Consider the following 20,200-nt stretch of genomic DNA (forward strand, 5'->3'; position numbering starts at 1 on the left):
CCCGCGCCCCCGCGGTTGTGGCCGCGCCCGGGGGGGTTGTGTGGGGGCGGCCCCTCCGTCTTTGGCCCCGCCCCCACCACTTTTTGTGCGTGTCAGCGGCGACGGTGTTGCGGTCTCGGGGCTCTGCCCCGGACCCCGCTGCTCAATCGCCGCAGGGGCTCAATTGGTCGGCACTGGTCGATGCCGTCTCGCCTTGGGCGGCAGGGTGGGCAAGGCGGCCCCCGGCGCAGCCGGCACCCTCGATGGGGCTCACGCCGCCTCCTCCAAGAAGCCTCCCGACTGGTGCTGCCAGAGTTTGGCGTAGGTGCCGTGGGCGGCCAGGAGCTCGGTGTGGCTGCCCTGCTCGACGATGCGGCCGTGGTCCAGGACGACCAGGCTGTCCATGCCCGCCACCGTGCTCAGGCGGTGGGCGACCACCAGCGCCGTGCGGCCCTCCATGAGGCGCCAGAGGGCCTCCTGCACGAGCAGCTCGCTCTCCGAGTCGAGCGCGCTGGTCGCCTCGTCCAGGAGCAGGATCGGCGCGTCCCGCAGGATCGCGCGGGCGAGCGCGACCCGCTGGCGCTGGCCGCCGGAGAGCTTGATGCCGCGCTCCCCGACCAGGGTGTCGAACCCCTCCGGCAGGGTGTCGGCGAACTCGGTGACGTGCGCCGCCTCCGCCGCCCGCCGGACCTCCGCCTCGCTCGCCCCCGGCCGCGCGAAGGCGATGTTCTCGCTCAGGGTGCGGTGGAACATGGCCGGCTCCTGGGGGACGTACGCGATCAGGGACCGCAGGTCGGCCTGGCGCAGCTTGGAGATGTCCTGGCCGTCGATCAGGATGCGGCCGCCGTCGATGTCCATCATCCGCAGGAGGAGGCGGGTGAGGGTGGTCTTGCCGCCGCCCGAGCGGCCGACCAGGCCGAGGCGGGTGCCGCCGGGCACGGTCAGGTCGAGCCCCGTGAACAGCGGCTCCGCTCCGGCGTGCGTGTACGCGACCCGCTCGAAGCGGACCGCGGCGGCCGAGGTCTTCTGCGGTTCCTCGGGCTCGGCCGGGTCGAGCACCTTCGGCTTGTCCCGCAGCAGCTCCGTGAACTGGGCCGCCTCCGTCATGGCGCGCTCCAGACGCCGGTAGATCTGGTTGAACTCGAACATGATCCGGGTCGCGTTGGTGAAGTACGTGAACGCGACGACGATCGCCTCGACGCCCTGCCCGTTGCCCGCGAGGGCGACCGCGAGCAGCAGTCCGAGGGCGTTGGTCAGCACGGAGAGCGGCGCGACGAGGGTGTCCACGCGCAGATTCCCGTAGTCCCAGGCGCGCAGTATGTGGCCGCGCGCGTCCGCGACCCGCTCCCGGTGCTCGGCGGCCTCGCGCTCCTCGGCGGCGAAGGCGCGGACCGTCTCCATGTTCATCAGGCTGTCGGCGACGTGCCCCGACATGTGGGTGAACGCCGCCTCGCGCGCGTTGACCAGCTTCTGGCGGCGCCGGATCAGCGGCCGCACGCACAGCCCGGTGATCGCGATCATCGCCAGGAGCACGACGACGAGCCAGGGCTCGTAGCGCCACAGCACCACCGATCCGAAGATGATCGGTACGAAGCTGGCCATCACGTTGAAGATCAGTACGTCGGCGAACTCCTCGAAGCGGGAGGCGAAGCTCAGGACGCGCTTGGTGAGGGCGCCGGCGAAGTTGTCGTGGAAGAACGTGGCGTCCTTCGCGTACAGCTCGTCCATGCCGATCACGTAGAGGCGCGAGATGGCGCGCGCTTCGAGCCGGTTGATGCAGTGGAAGCCGATGCGCCACAGTGCCTCGGCGGCGAGGAGCACACCGGCGAAGGCGAGGACGTACGGCAGCAGTGCGCGGGTGCCGCGCTCGCCGCCGTCGGCGAGGTGGCCGACGAGCTTGGCGACGACGAGCGGCGCGAGGTAGAAGATGCCGATGTTGCCGAGCGCGGGCAGCAGCATCGCGGGAATCGCGAACCGGCGTGCGTCGGCCAGTTCACGTCCGTAGTAGCGGAGTGCGAGCAGTACCGAGCCGCGGCTCGGTGGCACTACGCGTAATGAGGTCAATCCGATCCCGTCCCTTGGGTGTTGGCGGGTGTGGGCTTCCGGCCGCGGTGGGGGCCGGGAATCGGAGTGTCCCGTGACGCAGGGTGGTCGGTCCACACGTTTTCGGAGTCATGGCATGCGTATCGGCCGGGTTCGGGCGGGTCGGGTGCCGTGCAGGCCCGTGCCGGGAAGCTCGGGGCGGACCAGCACCTTTACGTGGTCGTCGGGGGCGTACAGGGTGGCGAGGGCCGTGGGGACGCCGGCGAGGCCCACCTCGCCGGTGATGAGCGCGGCGGCGTCCACGGTCCCGTCGGCGATCCGGTCCAGGGTGCGCGCGAACTCCTTCGGCGGGTACGCCATGCACATCGTGACCGTGATGTCCTTGTAGAGGCCCACCACCGGGCGGAAGACGTCTTCGGTCATGCACGCGCCGATGAGCAGGACGTGTGTCTCGCGGGGCGCCCTGTGCAGGATCTCGTTGAGCATGCCCGCGCGGCCGGAGCACTCCAGGACCTTGAGCTGCTGGCCTTTCCGCGATGCCTCGCGCCATGCGTCGAAGGGGTCCGTGGTCGTGGGGTCCACGACCACGTGCGCTCCGAAGTGGCCGGCCAACTCCCTTCTGCGCGGGGATGGTTCGGACACAACTACCGGTGCCACGCCTCGTTCGACGAGTGCCGCGAGGGCGCCGAGGCCGATGGGGCCGGAGCCGATCACGACGGCTCCCGAGCCCGGCCCGGGGTCGGCGCGCGCGACGTTGCCGTAGCCGACCGCGAGGGGTTCGGTGAGCGCCGCGACGTGCGGCGGCACATGGTCGGGCACGGGGATCAGCGCGGCCTCGGACAGGACGACGCGCTCGCCGAAGCCGCCGGGGAAGTCCGTGGCGTAGCCGATGGTGCGCATCGTGCCGCCCGCGTCGACGGCCCAGGGCAGGCCGACCACGGCCCGGCCCTGCCACTCCCCCGGGCTCAGCACCCGCGCGCACAGTTCGTGGCCGAGGACGAGGTCGGCGTCCGGGTCGAAGAGGAAGGACTCCGTGCCCGAGTCGCGGGACGCCTTGAGGAAGTCCTCGGTGTGCCGGGCGGCGGAGAGGTCGGAGCCGCAGATCCCGGTCGCGAGGGGCGCCGCGAGGACCTGACCGGGGCCCGGTACGGGTTCGGGCACGTCGTCGGCGACATGGAGGTCCCCGTCACGCAGCACGGCGGCGCGCATCACGACGCCCCCTTCTCGACCGCGGCCTGCACCGCCGCGCGCATCGCCCCGACGAACCGCTCGCTGTTGGCGTGCGCCCACGCCATCGACGCCGCGCGCCGCGTGTTCGCCCCGGTGCAGTGCGGCACCACGTGGTCGGCGAAGAGTTCGTACGAGCGTCGCTTCGCCTCCTGCGTGGCGAGCGGCAGGTCGAGCAGGAGCAGCGTGCCGAAGCCGCCGGAGGCCTCGGCGAGCGCCTCGACGCGGGCGATCGCGTCGTCCGGTGTGCCGATGGTGGCGACGCCGAAGACCGGGAAGCCGTCCGTGGTGAACTGCTCGACGGCGTCGGCGGGTTCGCGGCCCCACGGCAGCGTCGCGCCCGACAGGCCCTCGATGTAGCGGACGAGGTGACGCACCCCGTGCGCCGCCTCCGCGCGGGCCTGTTCCCGCGTCTCGGCCAGGTGCATCGGGACGACCAGACGCCAGGCGGCCCGGTCCGCCACGTGTCCGTTGCGCGCGCAGGACTTGTCGTACGCCTCCCAGTTCCCGCGCAGCGCCGCGAGGCCCGCCGGGTCGCCGGCCGCGAGCGAGAGCAGGCCGATGCCGTGCCGGCCGGCCTGGACCGAGCCGGAGGGCGAGACCGTCGAGGCGACCGCCATCTCCAGGCCCGCGGCCGGACGGTAGGGGCCCAACTGGCAGCGAGCCTCCGCCAGTTCGTACCAGTCGGTCTTCTCCGTGACCGTCTCGCCGCGCGCCAGGCGGACGATCGCGTCGAGCGCCTCGGCCATCATGTCCCGCTGCTTCATCGGGTCGATGCCCATCATGAAGGCGTCGGAGGCGAGCTGGCCGGGCCCCGCGCCGAGCATGACGCGGCCGCGCGTCTGGTGGTCGAGCTGGAGCAGGCGGTCCGCGAGCATCAGCGGGTGGTGGTACGGGAGGGAGTTGACGCCCGTCCCGAGGCGGATGCGGTGGGTGAGTTCGGCCGCCGCGGCGATGAACGCCTCCGGTGAGGCGATGGTCTCGTAGCCGGCGGAGTGGTGCTCGCCGATCCACGCCTCGTCGAAGCCGAGGCCGTCGAGGGCGCGGACCAGGTCGAGGTCCTGGCGGATGCGGAGGGAAGGGCTGCCGTCGAGCCCGTGGTACGGGGCGAGGAACGCGCCGAACCGGGCCGGGAGTTGGGGTGCCTGCTGCACTCGTACGCCTTTCGCCGTGCCGGACGTAGGACATAAGGTCGAGGCTTGCACTTCTTACGTCCTATATCGGCGCGGCCGAGAGGTCAACACACGGAGAGGAAGCGGGGAGTTGGAGAGTCCCAGGACGCGGCGGCACCACGACGGCTCACCCAGCGCGCGCACGCTCGCGCTCACCGTCCTCGGCGAGTACGTGCGGTACCCGGGCGATCAGCGGGTGGCGGCCGGGGCCGTCGTGGGAGCCCTTGGCGCGTGCGGGATCGGTGACGCGGCGGCGCGGCGGGCGCTCGGCCGGCTCACGCAGGAGGGCTGGCTGCGCTCGCGGCGGGCGGGGCGCCACACGCAGCTTGTGCTGGAACCCCGGCTCATACGGCTGCTCACCGCGTGGACGCACCGCCTTGAGCGGGCGGTGGACCCGACGCCGTGGAACGGCGAGTGGCAGCAGTTGCTGTTGCGTCCGCCCGCCGATGCCTGGCGCGAACGACCGCTGGTCGAGCAGCAGTTGGCGTTCGAGGGCTTCGGGTCGCTGGGGGCCGGGCTGTGGTGTGCGGCCGACCCCGGCGGCGTGCCCGCGCTGAAGGGCCTGCTGCGGGAGCAGGGGCTCGCGCCACACGCCCTGTGGTTGACGTGCCGGGCCGAGGACGATGCCGACCTGGTCGGCAGGACCTGGGAGTTGGGTGACGTACGGCGCGCTCATGAGGGGTTTCTGGCGCGGTTCGGGGACCGTGCCGGGCAGGTGCAGGGGCCGGAGGCCGCGTTCGTGGCGCGGACGCGGCTCGTGCACGCCTGGCGGACCACGTTCGAGCGCGATCCGCGGCTGCCCGACGCGCTGCTTCCGCACGACTGGCCGGGCCGCGCCGCGACCCGGCTGTTCGTCGACGCGTGGCGGGCGCTGCGGGCGCCCGCCGACACGTACTGGCGTCAGCTCACCTTCGGAGTGAAGCCCTTGGCCTCCTCGGACTCGGACGGCTGACGGACGACCTTCATGCCGCCGACCGCGGACTTATCGGGCTGGAGGATCACCGATCCGTGCGAGGACGGGGCCTTGGGGTCGGAGAAGTCCTGCGTGACGCCGAAGCCGTTCTCGAAGTCGCTCAGCGACAGCAGCGCCTTGTCGACGCCCTCGCGCGTGAGGTCCTTGCTCTCGCAGGCCTTCTTCAGGGCCTCGCCGAAGACGGCCGCGGCGGTCCAGCCCGCGACGACGCCGTTGTCGAGCGCGTCCTTCGGATAGGCCTTCTTGTAGTCGGCCACCAGCTTCTTCGCCTCCGGGGTGTCCGCGCCGATGGGCAGCGACGGCGAGGCGACCCAGTAGTTCTTCAGGAGGGCCGGGGCCGCCTGCGTGCCGAGCAGCTGCGGCGAGTACGCCGAGTTGTTGCCGATGATCGGCGCGTTCAGCTTCGCCGCCGCCGCGACGCCGACGAGGGAGGCCGCCTGGCGCGGGCCCGCGCTGATCACGACGCCCTTGACGCCGGCCTTCTTCAGGGCGGCGACCTGGGCGGTCATGTCGTTGTCGGTCGGCTTGATCTTCTGCTCGACGACGGTGATCCCGGCCTGCTTCGCCATGTACGTCGAGCCCTGCAGCGCGTTCTCGCCGTAGTCGCCCTCGAAGTAGACGTGGCCGAGCTTATCGCCCTTCTTCAGGCCCTTCTCCTTCATCAGGAAATCGATCGCGTTGATCGTCTCGATGTCGTACGTCGAGCCGATGACGCGCACATACTTACTGCCGAGCAGGTGCGCCGACCAGGCCTGCGGCAGCACGAGCGCCTTGTCCTGGCCGTCGATGCGCTGCTTGACGGCGGCGACGAACGGGGAGCCGAGGAACTGCGGGAAGCCGAGCACGTCGGGCGCCAGTTCGGTGTACGCGGCGACGGCCTTCTGCGGGTCGTAGCCGTGGTCGCGCACCGTCAGCTTGGCCTTGTAGCCGCAGGCGCCGCCCGCCGCGTTGAACTGCTTCACGTACAGCTGCTGCGCCTGTGTGACGGACTTGCCGAGTGTCGCGTAGACGCCGGTCATGTCGGTGAGGACGCCGAGGTTGATGGTCTTGCCTGTGATGCCCTTGCCGGTCTTGACGCCGCCCGCGCTCTGCTTGTCGCCGTCGTCGTCCTTGGCCTTGGAGCTGCACGCGGCGGTCAGCGCGAGCAGCGCGGCGACCGCGGTCACCGTGAGCGTGCGGGTGCGGCCGTTCCTTGGGTTCATGCGTCCTCCTGAGGGTGTTTCCTGGCTCGCTGGGCGGTCAGCCGCACAAGTCCGCCGGGTAGGAAAAGGACGACCGCCACGACGGCGGCGCCGTACAGATAGCGGGACGCCTCGCCGGGGGCCACGCCGCCGGTGCCGGGGGCGGAGACCAGGGGCAGGGCGTCGCTGTACCGGGTGAGCAGTTGCGGAAGCAGCGAGACGAAGGCCGCGCCGACGACGGCGCCCGCCACCGAGCCGAGGCCGCCGATGACGATCATGGCGAGGTATTCGAGGGAGAGCGTGATGCCGAAGTAGTCGGGCACGGTGCGCTGGAAGACCAGGGCGAGCAGGACGCCCGCGAGCCCCGCGTACATCGACGAGAGCACGAAGACGAAGCCCCGGTAGCGGGCCACAGGCACGCCGAGCACCCCGGCCGCGATCCGGTGGTCGCGGATCGCGTTGAGGGCGCGTCCCGGCCGTCCGCGCAGCACGCCGCGGGCGAAGAGTCCGCAGCCGAGGGTGAGCAGCAGGCCGAGGTACCAGAGCTTCTCGGAGGCGCCGAACGGCACGCCGGCGACGGCGAGTTCGCTCTCGTCGAAGGTGAGGCCGAACAGGCTCATGGCGGGTACGTCGCGCCCGTTGGCGCCGCCGGTCAGATCCTGGGCGTTGAACAGGACGTGCTGCCCGATGAAGATCAGCGCGAGGGTCGCGATGCCGAGGTACGCGCCCTTGAGGCGGCCCGCGATGGGGCTGAACAGGCCGCCCGCGACGCCGGCGACGAGCACCGCGAGCACGGCGGCGAGCCACGGCGGAAGCCCGAGCCCGTTGATCGTCTGGCCCCGCTCCCCCGCGAACACGCAGTACCCGTAGGCGCCGACGGCGAGGAAGAAGGCGTGCCCCATGGAGAGTTGGCCGGTCGCGCCGGTCAGCAGGTTGAGGCCGATGGCACCGATGGCCGCGGCCATGGCGAACAGTCCGGCCTGCAGCCAGAAGCGTTCCAGGTAGAACGGCAGGGCGAGCAGCAGGACGGCGCAGGCCGCGATGACGTACGTACGGCGGCGCGAGAGGAGCGTGCGCAATGAACTGCCATTGCTGGTACGGGACTTGGTGGGCGGGGCATCCGAGGCGAGTACGTCAGACACGGGCGAGCTCCTTCGTCCCGAAGAGCCCCGAGGGCCGCAGCAGCAGGATCACGGTCATCACGAGATAGGGCGCGAGGTCGCCGAGGCCGCGCCCCATGAAGGCGAGTTCGCTCTGGTAGCCGGCGGCGAGGGACTCGGTGACGCCGACGATGAGCCCGCCGACGAGCGCCCCAGTCGTGGAGTCGAGGCCGCCGAGGATCGCGGCGGGGAAGGCCTTGAGCGCCGCCAGTGACGTGGCCCGTTCGAGGCCCGGCGTCGGGAACACGGTCAGGAACAGCGCGGCGACGGCCGCGAGCCCGCCCGCCACCGCCCACGCGCCGAGCGACACGCGGCCGAGCCGTACGCCCATCAGCGCGGCGGTCTCGCTGCTCTCCGCGGCGGCGCGCATCGCGACGCCCCACGAGGTGTAGCGGAACGTGAGCAGGAACGCGGTGATGAGCAGGGCCGCCGCGGCGAGCGCGGCGATCCGGGTGTGCGCGATCGACACACCGCCGACGGTGAGCACGGCGTCGCCCCACGGGTCTCCCATGGCGAGCACGTCCGTGCCGAGGCGGCGGGTGAGTTCCGTGGTCAGGAGGATGTCGACGCCGATGGTGACGATGGCGAGGACGCTGTGGTCGCGCCCCCGGTAGCGGCGCATCACGAGGAACTCGACGGCGGCGCCGACGACGGCCGCGGCCGCGATGCCGACGCCGACCGCGGGCCAGAACCCGAGGTCGTCGTGGAGCGACGCGATGACGTAGCCGCCGGCGAGCAGCAGCGACGCGTGGGCGAAGTTGACGACCTCGGTGGCCCGGAAGATGACGACGAAGCCGAGCGCGATGAGGGCGTAGACGGAGCCCATCGAGACGCCGTTGATGAGGAGTTCGAGGAACGTCGTGAGATCGCTCATGCGGAGGCCTCCGGCTCTTCGGGGGCGCCCAGGTACGCCTGGACCACCGCCGGGTCGTTCTGCACCCGCTCCGGGGGCCCGCCCGCGATGCGGCGGCCGAAGTCGAGGACCGTCACCTCGTCGGCGAGCCGCATGACGACGCCCATGTCGTGCTCGACGAGGACGATGGAGATGCCGAGGCTGTCGCGGACGCCCGCGATGACGGCGGCGGTGCGGCGGCGTTCGTCGGCGGTCATGCCGGCGACGGGTTCGTCGAGGAGGAGGATCTTGGGCTCCATGCACAGGGCGCGGGCGAGTTCGGCGAGCTTCTGCGCGCCGTACGGCAACGAGCCGGTGGGTGTGGTCAGTTGATCGGCGATGCCGACGAACGCGGCGATCTCCGCCACCCGTTCGCGGTGGGCGCGCTCCTCGCGGGCCGCCGACGGCAGCCGCAGGCCCGCCGCGACGAAGCCCGCGCGGGTCAGCCGGTGCCGGCCGAGCAGCAGGCTGTCGGCGACAGTGGTGTGCGGCGGCAGCGCGAGGTTCTGGAAGGTGCGGGCGACGCCGAGTTCGGCGATGCGGTGCGGGGGCAGTCCGGTGAGTTCGCGCTCGCCGAGGTGGACGGTGCCCGAGGTGGCCCGGTAGACGCCGGAGAGGACGTTGAAGGTGGTGGACTTGCCCGCGCCGTTCGGGCCGATGACGGCGTGCACGGTGCCCGGTTCGACGGTCAGGCCGATGGCGTCGAGGGCGGTGAGGCCCGCGAACCGTACGGTCAGGTCCCTGACGTGCAGGGGCGGTACGTCGGTCATCGCGCGCCTCCCCAACGGCTCAGCGTCGGCGTGTGCGCGGACCCGCCGGTCGCGGCCGCGGCGTCCGAGGCGGCCGTCTCGTCGACCACGCCCAGGTAGCGGCGGCGCACCTCGTCGGAGCCCGCGAGTTCGTCGGCGCGGCCGTGCAGGGTGATCTCGCCGACCTCCAGGACGTACGCGTGCGAGGCGAGCCGCAGGGCGAGCGCCGCGTTCTGCTCGACGAGGAGGACGGACACGCCCTGGGCGTTGATCTCGCGGATCGTGTCGGCGATCCGGGCGGCCATCAGCGGGGCGAGGCCCAGCGACGGCTCGTCCAGGAGCAGCAGTTTCGGCGCGGCCATCAGGGCGCGGCCCACGGCGAGCATCTGCTGCTCGCCGCCGGACAGCAGCCCGGCCCGCTGCTGCGCCCGGTCGGCGAGGACGGGGAACAGTTCGTGCACGCGCCGCAGCGCCGCCGCCTTGTCGGCGCGCGATCCGTGCGAGCCGAGCGCCCCGGCCCGCAGATTGTCCGCGACGGTCATCCGCGCGAACACCCGCCGCCCCTCCGGTACTTGGCAGACCCCGGCGGCCACCACCCGGTCGGCGGACAGTCCGCCGATCCGGCGCCCGCCGAAGTCCACGGTGCCGGCCGTCACCGCCCCGCCGTGGAAGCCGAGGGTGCGCGAGACGGCGCGCAGCAGCGTCGTCTTGCCCGCGCCGTTGCCGCCGAGCACCGCCACGACGGAGCCCGCCGGCACCTCCAGGGTCACGCCGCGCAGCGCGCGGACGGGCCCGTAGCCGACGGACACGTCGTCGACGACGAGCCCTGGTTCGTTTGCCTTGCTCACATCGGTCACTGTGTGCGTCCCTCCCTGGACCGGTGGCGCTCACGACAGCACCGCGCGGACGGCCCGTCCACGGGCGGCCCGGGAATCGCTGCGCGGGCCCAGCGCCCGCCCGCCCCGGTTGTGCCCGCGCACAAGACCGCGTGTCAGGGGCCTGCCGGTGACGCCGGGCGGGTGGCATCCTCCGCACAAGCGGGTGAGTTCTTTGCCGTTGCTTTAAGGCTCGTCACGCCGTGGCCGCAGCCGCTGCCGCCGGGGCCGGACGGTTCGTTGGGGAGGGGCGATGGGCGCACGCAAGCACCGCACGGGCCAGGACTGGCAGCTGCTCAAGGAGGCGTGCGGCACGCTGCTCGACCGGGTGCCGGAGCTCGTCGACGAGCATCTGCGGCAGCTCTTCGCGTACTCGGACGTCTACGCGCGCGTGCTGCCGTACGACGCGCAGTGGCGGGAGGCCGAGCAGGCGATGCGGATCGGCATCGAGACGATCTCGGCGCCCCGCGACTCGCCGCGCAGGGACCTGGTGTACGCGGAGGACGCGGGCCGGCGCCGGGCCGGGCAGGGGCTGCCGCTCGACCTCCTGATCCACGCGTACCGCAACGCGGGCTATCTGGTCTGGGACGCCCTGATGGAGAGCGCGGGCGGCGAACCGGCCCGCCTGAAGGCGCTGATGCGCTCGGCGACGATGGTTTGGGCCGCGGTCGACGCGCAGGCCGAGGCGGCCTCCGAGGCGTACCGGGCCACGGAGCTGGAGCTGCGCCGCCGCACCGACGAGCAGACCCAGGCGCTGCTCGACGCGCTCCTGGACGGCCGTCCGGCGCCGGGCCTCGCGGCGCGCGCGGCGGCGGGCCTCGACCTGCCCGAGCACGGCCGGTACGCGGTCGTCGTGCTCCGGGTGGAGCGGCAGGGCGGGCGGGAGGCGTTCCACCGGCGGATCCAGGACGAGCGGTTCCGGTTCGTGTGGCGGATGCGGGCGGACTGCGAGGTGGGCGTCGCGGCGCTCGGGGCGGGCCGCACGCTGGACGATCTGGCGGCGCTGCTCGACGGCCGCTGCCCCGGTCCCGGCGGGGTCAGCCCGGTCGTCAAGGGGCTCGCCGAGCTGGGCCACGCCCGCCGCCTCGCCGAACTCGCGCTGCGGACCTGCCCTCCGGACACGACGGGCGTGGTCCGCCTGGACGAGCGGATGCCGACGGCCCTGGTGGTGAGCCAGCCGGACCTGGCGCAGCGCCTGGTGGCGGGCGTCTTCGGCGAGCTCCTGGCCCTCGAACCGGCCGACCGGGCCGTCCTGTTGGAGACGCTGGACGCGTGGCTGGCGTGCGAGGGCTCGGCAGGACGGGCGGCGGGCCGCCTGTACTGCCACCGCAACACGGTCTTCAACCGCCTGCGCAGGCTGGAGCAGTTGACGTCGCGTTCGCTGTCGCGGCCCCGCGACCTGATGGAGATGACACTGGCGCTCGACGCGTACCGGCTGTCACCGGGGTGAGCGGCAGGGGCACGCCGTACGCCGCCGTGCCCCGCCCCGCTCAGCGCAGGAAGTCGGTCCCGATGCGCTCCGCCACGTCCTCCAGGATCGGCCCCGCCTCGGCGATGCAGCGCGCCACGTCCGGCTCCACGTCGGTGAGCGCGTACGCCCGGCGGATCCCGGCCCGGCCAAGGACCTCCGGCGCCAGCGCGAGGCGTCCGCACACGGCGACGACCTCGACGCCCGCCGCCCGCGCCGCCGCGGCGACGCCCGCCGGGGCCTTGCCGTGCAGCGTCTGCTCGTCCAGCGAGCCCTCGCCGGTGATCACGAGCTCGGCCCGCTCCAGGGCGGGCGCGAAGCCGAGGACGTCGAGCATGACCTCGATGCCGGGCCGGAAGCTCGCGCCGAGGCCGACGAGCGCCCCGTACCCGATGCCGCCCGCGGCGCCCGCGCCCGGCGACTGGGCGTACTCCAGCGCCTTCGGCCCGATGGACTCGGAGAGCACCTTCGCGAAGTGGGCGAGCGCGGTGTCCAGCTCCGCGATGTTGTCCGCGGTGGCGCCCTTCTGCGGCCCGTAGATCGCGGGCGCGCCCTTGGGGCCTGTGAGCGGGTTGTCGACGTCGCTCGCCAGGACGAGATCGACGTCGGCGAGGCGCGCGTCGAGCCCGGACAGGTCGGCCGATGCGAGGTTCGCGAGGGCGCCGCCGCCCGGTCCGACCGGATTGCCGTCCGCGTCCAGCAGGCGGGCGCCGAGCGCGGACAGCATGCCCGCGCCGCCGTCGGTCGTGGCGCTGCCGCCCACGCCGAACACGATCGAGCGCGCTCCGGCGTCGAGCGCGGCGGTGATCACCTCGCCGGACCCGTACGTCGTCGCCGTCAGCGGCGCGAACTCGCCCTCGGGCAGCAGCTGGAGTCCTGAGGCCTCCGCCATCTCCACGACGGCCGTGCCCTCGCGCAGCGCGTACGCGGCGACGACCGGCTCGCCGAGCGGCCCGGTCACCGGGACCTCGCGGCGCTCGAACCCGGCCGCGACCGCCGCCGCCACCGTCCCGTCCCCGCCGTCCGCGACCGGCACGGACTCCACCGTGACCTCGGGCGCGACCCGGTGCAGACCCGCCGTCACACGCTGTGCGACCTGCACCGCGGTGAGCGAGCCCTTGAACTTGTCCGCCGCGATCAACACGTGCCGCGCGGTGTGTGCAGCGTCCGCCACCTTGCTCTCCCCTTGCTGTTGCGCCTTGCTCGAGGCAAGGCAGTCGCGCCGCTGCGACCTTAACCGCAGGAGGGGGCCGCTGCCCATGGCCGTCCGGTCCCCGGACCGCCGATCGCGGCCGGAATATTCGCACAAAGAGCCGCAAACCAGTACGACCGTTGATCTTCAAAAGCGGGTACACCGGTCTCATGACGCCAACCGGCCCCCGGCTCACCGACCTCACCGAGAGCGCCCTCGCCGACCGTGTGCTCGGCGGCTGGCTCGGCCGGATCGCCGGCAACATGCTCGGCAAGCCGGTGGAGCAGGGCGAGGTGTGGACGCGCGAGCGCATCGACCGCTATCTGCGGCAGGCGGAGGCCCTGCCGCTGACCGACTACCTGCCCGAGCCGCCGTCGGACGAGGTGGCGTCGGCGCTGCGGCCCGAGTGGCACCAGTGCGTGCGCGGCCGCATCCACGGCAGCTGCCGCGACGACGACGTGGACTACGCGGTGCTCGGCCTGCACCTCCTGGAGACCCACGGCTTCTCGTTCACGACGGAGCAGGTCGGCGAGCTGTGGCTGCTGCGCCTCCCCTACCTCCAGACGTTCACGGCGGAGCGCGCCGCGTACCGCAATCTCGCGAACGGCCTCAAGCCCCCGCTCACGGCGACGTACGACAATCCGCACCAGGAGTGGATCGGCGCCCTGATCCGCGCGGACGTCTTCGGCTGGACCAGCCCCGGCGCCCCGCGCCGCGCCGCCTCCCTGGCCCGCCGCGACGCGGTCCTCTCGCACACCGGGAACGGCGTCTACGGCGCGATGTGGGCCGCCGCCCTGATCTCCGCCGCCTTCACCGCGCCGACCCCGCGCGCAGCCCTGGACGCCGCGCTCTGCGTGATCCCCGCGAGCAGCCGCCTGGCCCGCGTCGTCCGCCGCACGGCCTCCCTGCACGACTCGCGGCTGACCTGGGAGGAGACCCTGGCCACGGTCGCCAAGGAGACGGCGGGCCTCGGCTGGATCCACACGGTGCCGAACGCCGCGGTGATCACCGCGGGGCTGCTGTACGGCGACGGGGACTTCACCCGGACCGTGGCGCTGACGGTCAGGGGCGGCCTGGACACGGACTCCAACGGCGCGACGGCCGGTTCGTTCGCGGGGGTGCTGTGCGGCGCCGCCGCGATCCCTCTGCAGTGGACCGAGCCGCTCGAGGACCGGGTCCGCAGCGCGGTCTTCGGCTTCGACGGCGCCCGTATCAGCGAACTGGCCGCCCGGACGGCGGGGTTGGCGCAGCACTGAGACCCGCGCCGCCCTTCCCGTCCGCGATCCTCTACGCTCCTCACGTCTACGCGCGTTGACATCTCCTGTGGCGGGGAGGGATGTTTCCGTGGACAGTTTCTCGTAACCAGAGCAAAGGGGCTCGTACCGGTGGCCAGGAAGATCATCCTCGATTGCGACCCGGGTCATGACGACGCGGTCGCGATGCTGCTCGCGCACGGCAATCCCGACATCGACCTGGTCGCCGTGACCACCGTCGTCGGCAACCAGACCCTGGAGAAGGTGACGCGCAACGCCCTCTCCGTGGCGGCGATCGCCGGGATCACCGGGGTGCCGTTCGCGGCGGGCTGCCCGCGGCCGCTGATCCGTACGATCGAGACCGCGCCCGAGATCCACGGCGACACGGGCCTCGACGGCCCCGCGCTCCAGGACGCCCTCTTCGAGCTCGACGAGCGGCACGCGGTGGACCTGATCATCGACACGGTCATGGCGCACGAGCCGGGCGAGATCACCATCGTGCCGACGGCCGGTCTCACGAACATCGCCCTGGCCGCGCGCAAGGAGCCGCGCATCGTCGAGCGGGTGCGCGAGGTCGTGCTGATGGGCGGCGGCTACCACGAGGGCAACTGGAGCCCGGTCGCCGAGTTCAACATCGTGATCGACCCCGAGGCCGCGCACATCGTCTTCAACGAGCCGTGGCCGGTCACCATGGTCGGCCTCGACCTCACCCACCAGGCCCTCGCCACCCCCGAGGTCGAGAAGAAGATCGCCGCGGTCGGGACCAAGCCCGCCCGGTTCGTCCTCGAACTGCTCGAGTTCTTCCGCGAGGCCTACCGCGAGAACCAGGGCTTCGAGCACCCGCCCGTGCACGACCCGTGCGCCGTCGCGTACGTCATCGACCCCAGCGTCATGACCGTCCGCAAGGCCCCCGTGGACATCGAGCTGCGCGGCTCCCTCACGCTCGGCATGACCGTCACCGACCTGCGCGCGCCCGCGCCCGATGACTGCCACACGCAGGTCGCCGTCGACCTCGACCACGAGAAGTTCTGGAACCTCGTCGTCGACGCGCTCGCCCGTATCGGAGAGCCCGACGGGAACGGGGCGCCCGCCGCATGAACGTCGCCGCCTCCCCCCACTCCTCGGCCGGCGGCCCCGACGCGCGGCGCCCGGTCCGGATCGGCGCCCTCATGGTCGCGCTGCTCGCGGCCAGCTTCGCCTTCCAGCTCAACGCCTCGATGCTCAGCCCGGCGCTCGCGACGATGGCGGACGAGCTGGACACCACCGCGTCCGCGATCGGCATCACGCAGACCGCGTTCTTCACGGCCGCAGCACTGTTCTCGCTGTTCCTCCCCCGGCTCGGCGATCTGATCGGCCGCCGCAAGGTGCTCACCGGGATGATGGTCCTGATGGCCGTCGGGTGTGTGATCTCCGCGCTGGCGACCTCCGTCGGGATGCTCGCCGTCGGCCGTGTCATCCAGGGCGCGTCGGGCCCGACGATCCCGCTCGCGCTGATCATGCTGCGCGTCGAGGTCCCGGACCCGAAGCGGTACGGCACGCTCATGGGCATCGTGACCGCCGTCAACGGCGGCATCGCGGGCGTCGACTCCTTCGCGGGCGGCTCGCTCGCCGAGCACTACGGCTACGCGTCGATCTTCTGGGTCATGACGGCCTTCGCGGTGCTCTCGGCGGTGCTCGTGCGCTTCTTCGCCCCGGAGTCCCGCGCGAGCGAGCGGCCGCCCATGGACTGGCCGGGCGTGCTGCTCCTGGTGATCTCCGTGGGCGCGCTGCTCATCGCCTTCAACGAGGCGGGCAAGCTGGCCGCCGCGAACTGGCCGCTCGCGATCGGCCTCCTCGTCGTGGCCGCCCTCGCGTTCTGGGCGTTCTGGCGGATGGAGAACCGCTCCTCGCACCCGCTGGTCACCACGCATCTGCTGAAGCGCCGCGCCACGTGGTCGCTGCTCCTGTCGACGATGCTCACCATGACCGGCGTCTTCGCGATCATGAACGGGCTGCTGCCCGGCTTCGCGCAGGACACCTCGGTGGGCCTCGGTCTCGGCGCCGAGGGTGCGACCTGGTGGACGCTGACCCCGTACGCGCTCGCGGGCCTCGCCATGGGCCCGGTCTCGGGACGCCTCGCGGCGACGTTCGGCTACGGCCGCATCCTGCGCACCGGCCTGATCGCCACGGCGGTCTCCACGGTCCTGGCGCTGCTGACCCTCCAGACGGACTCCTCGGGCCTGCTGCTCGCGGTGTCGATCCTGCTGGGCATCACCTACGCGGGCATGGCCAACATCATGCTGAACGGCCTCGGCATCGTGCTCTCCCCGCCCGAGAACCCCGGCTTCCTGCCGGGCCTCAACGCGGGCTGCTTCAACCTCGGCGCGGGCCTCAGCTTCGTGATCCTGTACGCGGCGATGGACTCGGTCGCCCCCTCCGGCGGCACCTCGGTCGGCGGCTACAGCGCCGGTGTCGTGGCGGGGCTCGTGCTCATCGTGGCGGCCCTGTTCGCGTCGCTGCTGATCCCGAAGCCCGTGCACGCGGAGGAGACGGACTGAAACACGGATCGCGGTGCGCGCACCGCGTCCGTCCGGCAGGCTGAGGCAGCGAACCACCGACCTACCGACCTACCGACCTACCGACTTACAAAAGGAGCGGTGCTCGATGAAGCTGGTGGTACAGGAGTTCCTGACGCTGGACGGTGTGTCGCAGGGGCCGGGCGCCCCCGACGAGGACACCAGCGACGGTTTCACGCGTGGCGGCTGGTTCGTGCCGTACGTCGACGAGGAGTTCATGGAGATCGCCGACGGCTGGCTCGGCGAGGCGGACGGGCTGCTGCTCGGTCGCCGCACCTACGAGAACTTCGCGCGGGACTGGCCGACGATGACGGACCACCCGATGGGGGCGGTCATGAACGGCCTGCCGAAGTACGTCGCCAGCCAGAGCCTGACCAAGGCCGACTGGAACCCGACGACGATCCTGGCGGGCAACATCGCCGCCGAGGTCGACGCGCTGAAGCGGCAGCCGGGCCGCGAGCTGCAGATCCACGGCAGCTCACGGCTCGCCCAGTCGCTGCTCGCGGCGGGCCTCGTCGACCAGCTGCGCCTCGCGATCGCCCCGGTCGTCGTGGGCCGCGGCCGGCGCCTGTTCCCCGACGGCGGCACCCCGGCGGGCCTGCGTCCGGTGAGCCAGCGCTCGACGGCGGGCGGCCTGTCCGTGCACGTCTTCGACACGGCGGGGCTGCCGTCGTACGGGGTGTATCCGGGTTAGGTCCGGTCTTCGGCCTGCCGGGGCGGCCCGGAGGGCACGGCGTCCGTGTGCCGGGCCGCGAGGCGGCGGGCCGGCGCGCGGTACGCCTCGGGTGAGCGGTGGTACGTCCGTACCGTCAGCAGACCGGCGATCAGGCGCGGGTCGTGGGCCGGTTCGTGCAGTTCCACGTGGCATCCCGAGTCGCGGTCCGTGTAGGTCAGCACGGTGTGGTCGCGGTCCCGCCAGGTGATGCGCTGGGGCGGTGGGACGGCGCCGGAGAAGGCGCCGCCGAGCAGCCCGAGGATCACCACCACCAGCTGCACCGGCAGGATCAGCCACCACAGGGTCCACAGCCACAGCGGACCCTGGCGCCCCACCGCCGCCGGCCGCCCTTCGGGCCGTACCGTCCAGCGGGTCCGCAGCCGTCGACCGCGCAGCCCCGGCTCCCGGGTGATCGTGCCGAGCACGTCGCCCTCGGGGGCGCGGACGCGGTAGGTGATCGGCTGCCCGGGCGTCGGGCACAGCGCCTCCACGCGCGCGTAGGGCGTGGTGTGCGCCTCGTCCGCCCACAGGGTCAGGATCCGCTCCACCGGGCCCTCCGCCTCCAGGTGGAGCCAGGCGACGGCGGGCGCGGTGTCCGGTTCGTCGGCCCAGCGGATCTCCTGCGTGCCGGTGGTCCGCAGCTTCAGGCATCGCCCCATGCGGGCGCACGCTAGCCGAACAGGGTGGGGGCGCCAGAGGACGCGCTCAGTCCGGCACGCGTGCGCTCGAAGTGCAGCAGGCGCCGCTTGCGGTCGAGGCCGCCGCCGTAACCGGTGAGGTCGCCGTTGGCCCCGATGACGCGGTGGCAGGGGACGATGACGCCGATGGGGTTCTTGCCGTTGGCGAGGCCCACCGCCCGGGAGGCGTTCGGGTTTCCGAGGGCCTCGGCCAGCTCCCCGTAGGTGCGGGTCTCCCCGTACGGGATCCGCTGGAGCTCGGCCCAGACGGAGCGCTGGAACGGGGTGCCGTGCAGGTGCAGCGGCAGGTCGAAGTCCCGCGCCGCGCCCTCGAAGTAGGCGTTCAGCTGGTCGATGGCCGCGCCGAAGGGCCGCTCGTCGCGGGCGCCGAAGGTGTCCTGCGGCGGGCGGTGGCGCTGGTCGGTCATGTAGAGGCCCGAGAGCGTGCCGTCGGTGGACACGAGGGTGAGCGGGCCGTAGGGGCTGTCGACGACGGTGTGGTGGCGGATGCCGGTCATGGTCGTGGCCTTTCCTTACGCGGGCAGGGAGTTGATGGGGTGGGAGTCGGTCGCCCACAGGTACTGGGTGGCGTACGCGCGCCAGGGGCGCCAGGCGGCGGCCCGCGCGGTGAGCGCCGCCGGGGTGTGGGGCAGGCCCAACTCCTGTGCAGCGCGGCGCATTCCGAGGTCGGTGGGGAGGAAGGCGTCCGGGTCACCGAGGGCCCGCATGGCGATCGCCTCGATGGTCCAGGGCCCGAAGCCGGGCAGCTCCGCGAGCCGTGTGCGGGCCTCTGCCCAGTCGGACTCGGGGCCCAACGTCACCTCCCCGTCGGCCAGTTGGCGTACGAGGGTGGTGAGGGTCGTGCGGCGGCTGCGGGGCAGGGCGAGGGACTCGGGGTCGAGGGAGGCGAGGGCCTGTGGTGTCGGGAAGAGGTGGGTGAGGCCGCCCTCGGGGTCGTCGACCGGTTCGCCGTGGGCGAGGACGAGGCGGGCGGCGTGGGTGCGGGCGGCGGCCGTGGAGACCTGCTGGCCGAGCACGGCGCGTACGGCGAACTCGGCCTCGTCGACCGTGCGCGGCACGCGGCGGCCCGGTGCCCCGTCGACGAGCGGGGCGAGGAGCGGGTCGGTGCGCAGCTGTTCGTCCACGGCGACCGGGTCCGCGTCCAGGTCGAGCAGGCGGCGGCAGCGGCTGATGGCCACGGCGAGGTCGCGCTGGTCGGTGAGGACGAGGCGGCAGGCGATGTGCTCGGCGCCCGGGGTCAGGGCCGCGATGCCGTGCCCGTACGGGAGCCGCAGGGTGCGCCGGTACGCGCCGTCGCGCCACTCCTCGACGCCCGGCACGGCGGTGGCGGCGAGGTGCCCGAAGAGATTGCTGGGGTTGAGGGGCTTGCGGAACGGCAGCCGCAACGTCAGTGCCCCTGGGGCGCCGGCGCGTCCCTGGGGCGCGCGCGTGCGCAGCTCCGTCGGCGACAGCGCGTAGACCTCGCGGACGGTCTCGTTGAAGGTGCGGATCGAGGCGAAGCCCGCCGCGAACGCGACGTCCGAGAGCGGGAGTCGGGTCGTCTCGACGAGCAGGCGCGCCGTCTGGGCGCGCTGCGCGCGGGCCAGGGCGAGCGGGCCCGCGCCCAGCTCGGCAAGGAGCTGCCGCTCGATCTGGCGGGCGCTGTAGCCGAGCCGGCGGGCGAGCCCCGAGACACCCTCGCGGTCCACGACGCCGTCGCCGATGAGGCGCATCGCGCGGGCCGTGAGGTCGGCCCGCGCGTTCCATTCGGGGGAGCCGGGCGTGGTGTCGGGGCGGCACCGCTTGCAGGCCCGGAATCCGGCCTGCTGGCAGGCCGCCGCGCTCGGGTAGAAGCGCATGTTGCGAGGCTTGGGCGGCACGACCGGGCAGCCGGGGCGGCAGTAGATGCGGGTGGTGACCACGGCGGTGAAGAAGACCCCGTCGAAGCGGGTGTCCTTGGCCTGCACCGCGCGTACGCAGCGATCCGTGTCGGTGTGCATGTGTCCAGCTTCGTGCAAGGTGAGCGCGGTGGCTGGCGAGAATCCGACATCTACGTCGACGCCCGGCACGCCCTCGCGGACGCCGCCCG

18 protein-coding genes are annotated in these 20,200 nt (G+C 72.9%); 6 read left to right on the forward strand and 12 right to left on the reverse strand.

Annotation, left to right across the window (positions count from 1 at the left end):
- Positions 1-249: 249 nt before the first annotated feature.
- The 3 genes from ACFV9W_RS29005 to ACFV9W_RS29015 all read right to left on the reverse strand — a co-directional run bounded on the left by ACFV9W_RS29005 (position 250) and on the right by ACFV9W_RS29015 (position 4,403).
- Positions 250-2,025 carry an ABC transporter ATP-binding protein gene (locus ACFV9W_RS29005; protein ID WP_385766441.1) on the reverse strand — a complete coding sequence of 592 codons (1,776 nt, stop codon included), beginning with the start codon at positions 2,023-2,025 and terminating at the stop codon, positions 250-252.
- A gap of 126 nt (positions 2,026-2,151) precedes the next feature.
- A complete protein-coding gene (locus tag ACFV9W_RS29010) occupies positions 2,152-3,231 on the reverse strand; it encodes a zinc-binding dehydrogenase (RefSeq protein ID WP_385766444.1) in 1,080 nt (359 codons plus the stop codon).
- The gene (locus ACFV9W_RS29015) at positions 3,231-4,403 is read right to left on the reverse strand and encodes an LLM class flavin-dependent oxidoreductase (protein ID WP_385766446.1); all 1,173 of its coding nucleotides are present in this window, start codon (positions 4,401-4,403) and stop codon (positions 3,231-3,233) included. The genes ACFV9W_RS29010 and ACFV9W_RS29015 overlap by 1 nt, the downstream gene beginning before the upstream one ends.
- A gap of 109 nt (positions 4,404-4,512) precedes the next feature.
- On the opposite strand from ACFV9W_RS29015, the gene ACFV9W_RS29020 reads away from it, so the two are divergent.
- Positions 4,513-5,373, forward strand: coding sequence for a PaaX family transcriptional regulator C-terminal domain-containing protein (locus ACFV9W_RS29020; protein WP_385766449.1), 861 nt, complete (start codon positions 4,513-4,515; stop codon positions 5,371-5,373).
- Here ACFV9W_RS29020 and ACFV9W_RS29025 read toward each other — a convergent pair.
- From ACFV9W_RS29025 to ACFV9W_RS29045, 5 genes are read right to left on the reverse strand one after another with little or no spacing between them, the layout of a single operon-like run.
- Positions 5,322-6,596, reverse strand: a complete 1,275-nt coding sequence (locus ACFV9W_RS29025) for an ABC transporter substrate-binding protein (protein WP_385766452.1) — start codon at positions 6,594-6,596, stop codon at positions 5,322-5,324. The genes ACFV9W_RS29020 and ACFV9W_RS29025 overlap by 52 nt on opposite strands.
- Entirely contained in the window at positions 6,593-7,654 is a 1,062-nt protein-coding gene (locus ACFV9W_RS29030; RefSeq protein ID WP_385766630.1) for a branched-chain amino acid ABC transporter permease, read from the reverse strand. Before ACFV9W_RS29030 ends, ACFV9W_RS29025 begins: the two co-directional genes overlap by 4 nt.
- A 55-nt stretch (positions 7,655-7,709) precedes the next feature.
- Positions 7,710-8,609, reverse strand: coding sequence for a branched-chain amino acid ABC transporter permease (locus ACFV9W_RS29035; RefSeq protein ID WP_385766455.1), 900 nt, complete (start codon positions 8,607-8,609; stop codon positions 7,710-7,712).
- Positions 8,606-9,397 (reverse strand): ABC transporter ATP-binding protein, encoded by a 792-nt coding sequence (locus ACFV9W_RS29040; protein ID WP_385766457.1) that lies wholly within the window; start codon positions 9,395-9,397, stop codon positions 8,606-8,608. Before ACFV9W_RS29040 ends, ACFV9W_RS29035 begins: the two co-directional genes overlap by 4 nt.
- Positions 9,394-10,224 carry an ABC transporter ATP-binding protein gene (locus ACFV9W_RS29045; RefSeq protein ID WP_385766460.1) on the reverse strand — a complete coding sequence of 277 codons (831 nt, stop codon included), beginning with the start codon at positions 10,222-10,224 and terminating at the stop codon, positions 9,394-9,396. Before ACFV9W_RS29045 ends, ACFV9W_RS29040 begins: the two co-directional genes overlap by 4 nt.
- A 280-nt stretch (positions 10,225-10,504) precedes the next feature.
- On the opposite strand from ACFV9W_RS29045, the gene ACFV9W_RS29050 reads away from it, so the two are divergent.
- Positions 10,505-11,701, forward strand: coding sequence for a PucR family transcriptional regulator (locus ACFV9W_RS29050; protein WP_385766463.1), 1,197 nt, complete (start codon positions 10,505-10,507; stop codon positions 11,699-11,701).
- 40 nt (positions 11,702-11,741) lie between these two features.
- On the opposite strand, the gene ACFV9W_RS29055 is transcribed toward ACFV9W_RS29050, so the two are convergent.
- A complete protein-coding gene (locus tag ACFV9W_RS29055; RefSeq protein ID WP_385766466.1) occupies positions 11,742-12,893 on the reverse strand; it encodes a glycerate kinase in 1,152 nt (383 codons plus the stop codon).
- A 188-nt stretch (positions 12,894-13,081) separates the two neighbouring features.
- Here ACFV9W_RS29055 and ACFV9W_RS29060 point away from each other — a divergent pair, with 188 nt between their 5' ends.
- The 4 genes from ACFV9W_RS29060 (at position 13,082) to ACFV9W_RS29075 (ending at position 17,413) form a co-directional block, all read left to right on the forward strand.
- Entirely contained in the window at positions 13,082-14,167 is a 1,086-nt protein-coding gene (locus tag ACFV9W_RS29060; protein WP_385766468.1) for an ADP-ribosylglycohydrolase family protein, read from the forward strand.
- A 129-nt stretch (positions 14,168-14,296) separates the two neighbouring features.
- Positions 14,297-15,262, forward strand: coding sequence for a nucleoside hydrolase (locus ACFV9W_RS29065; RefSeq protein WP_385766470.1), 966 nt, complete (start codon positions 14,297-14,299; stop codon positions 15,260-15,262).
- A complete protein-coding gene (locus ACFV9W_RS29070) occupies positions 15,259-16,701 on the forward strand; it encodes an MFS transporter (RefSeq protein WP_385766473.1) in 1,443 nt (480 codons plus the stop codon). The genes ACFV9W_RS29065 and ACFV9W_RS29070 overlap by 4 nt, the downstream gene beginning before the upstream one ends.
- Before the next feature lie 106 nt (positions 16,702-16,807).
- On the forward strand, positions 16,808-17,413 hold the full coding sequence (locus tag ACFV9W_RS29075) for a dihydrofolate reductase family protein (protein ID WP_385766475.1): 606 nt from the start codon (positions 16,808-16,810) through the stop codon (positions 17,411-17,413).
- Here ACFV9W_RS29075 and ACFV9W_RS29080 read toward each other — a convergent pair.
- The 3 genes from ACFV9W_RS29080 to ACFV9W_RS29090 are packed head-to-tail and all read right to left on the reverse strand — an operon-like array spanning position 17,410 to position 20,111.
- Complete coding sequence (locus ACFV9W_RS29080) at positions 17,410-18,093, reverse strand: hypothetical protein (RefSeq protein ID WP_385766478.1); 684 nt, start codon at positions 18,091-18,093, stop codon at positions 17,410-17,412. The two genes, ACFV9W_RS29075 and ACFV9W_RS29080, sit on opposite strands and share 4 nt — an antisense overlap.
- Positions 18,094-18,104: 11 nt before the next feature.
- On the reverse strand, positions 18,105-18,629 hold the full coding sequence (locus ACFV9W_RS29085; RefSeq protein WP_385766479.1) for a methylated-DNA--[protein]-cysteine S-methyltransferase: 525 nt from the start codon (positions 18,627-18,629) through the stop codon (positions 18,105-18,107).
- A gap of 15 nt (positions 18,630-18,644) precedes the next feature.
- Complete coding sequence (locus tag ACFV9W_RS29090; RefSeq protein WP_385766482.1) at positions 18,645-20,111, reverse strand: AlkA N-terminal domain-containing protein; 1,467 nt, start codon at positions 20,109-20,111, stop codon at positions 18,645-18,647.
- Positions 20,112-20,200: the final 89 nt, after the last annotated feature.

Source organism: Streptomyces sp. NPDC059897 (assembly GCF_042730865.1).
Lineage (GTDB): Bacteria > Actinomycetota > Actinomycetes > Streptomycetales > Streptomycetaceae > Streptomyces.

What these genes read in the sequence shown, in the direction of transcription:
- ACFV9W_RS29070 (WP_385766473.1), top strand. Translation starts at nt 15,259, where the DNA reads ATGAACGTCGCCGCCTCCCCCCACTCCTCGGCCGGCGGCCCCGACGCG.
- ACFV9W_RS29080 (WP_385766478.1), bottom strand. Translation starts at nt 18,093, where the DNA reads ATGGGGCGATGCCTGAAGCTGCGGACCACCGGCACGCAGGAGATCCGC.
- ACFV9W_RS29035 (WP_385766455.1), bottom strand. Translation starts at nt 8,609, where the DNA reads ATGAGCGATCTCACGACGTTCCTCGAACTCCTCATCAACGGCGTCTCG.
- ACFV9W_RS29025 (WP_385766452.1), bottom strand. Translation starts at nt 6,596, where the DNA reads ATGAACCCAAGGAACGGCCGCACCCGCACGCTCACGGTGACCGCGGTC.
- ACFV9W_RS29075 (WP_385766475.1), top strand. Translation starts at nt 16,808, where the DNA reads ATGAAGCTGGTGGTACAGGAGTTCCTGACGCTGGACGGTGTGTCGCAG.
- ACFV9W_RS29040 (WP_385766457.1), bottom strand. Translation starts at nt 9,397, where the DNA reads ATGACCGACGTACCGCCCCTGCACGTCAGGGACCTGACCGTACGGTTC.
- ACFV9W_RS29050 (WP_385766463.1), top strand. Translation starts at nt 10,505, where the DNA reads ATGGGCGCACGCAAGCACCGCACGGGCCAGGACTGGCAGCTGCTCAAG.
- ACFV9W_RS29085 (WP_385766479.1), bottom strand. Translation starts at nt 18,629, where the DNA reads ATGACCGGCATCCGCCACCACACCGTCGTCGACAGCCCCTACGGCCCG.
- ACFV9W_RS29090 (WP_385766482.1), bottom strand. Translation starts at nt 20,111, where the DNA reads ATGCACACCGACACGGATCGCTGCGTACGCGCGGTGCAGGCCAAGGAC.
- ACFV9W_RS29010 (WP_385766444.1), bottom strand. Translation starts at nt 3,231, where the DNA reads ATGCGCGCCGCCGTGCTGCGTGACGGGGACCTCCATGTCGCCGACGAC.
- ACFV9W_RS29060 (WP_385766468.1), top strand. Translation starts at nt 13,082, where the DNA reads ATGACGCCAACCGGCCCCCGGCTCACCGACCTCACCGAGAGCGCCCTC.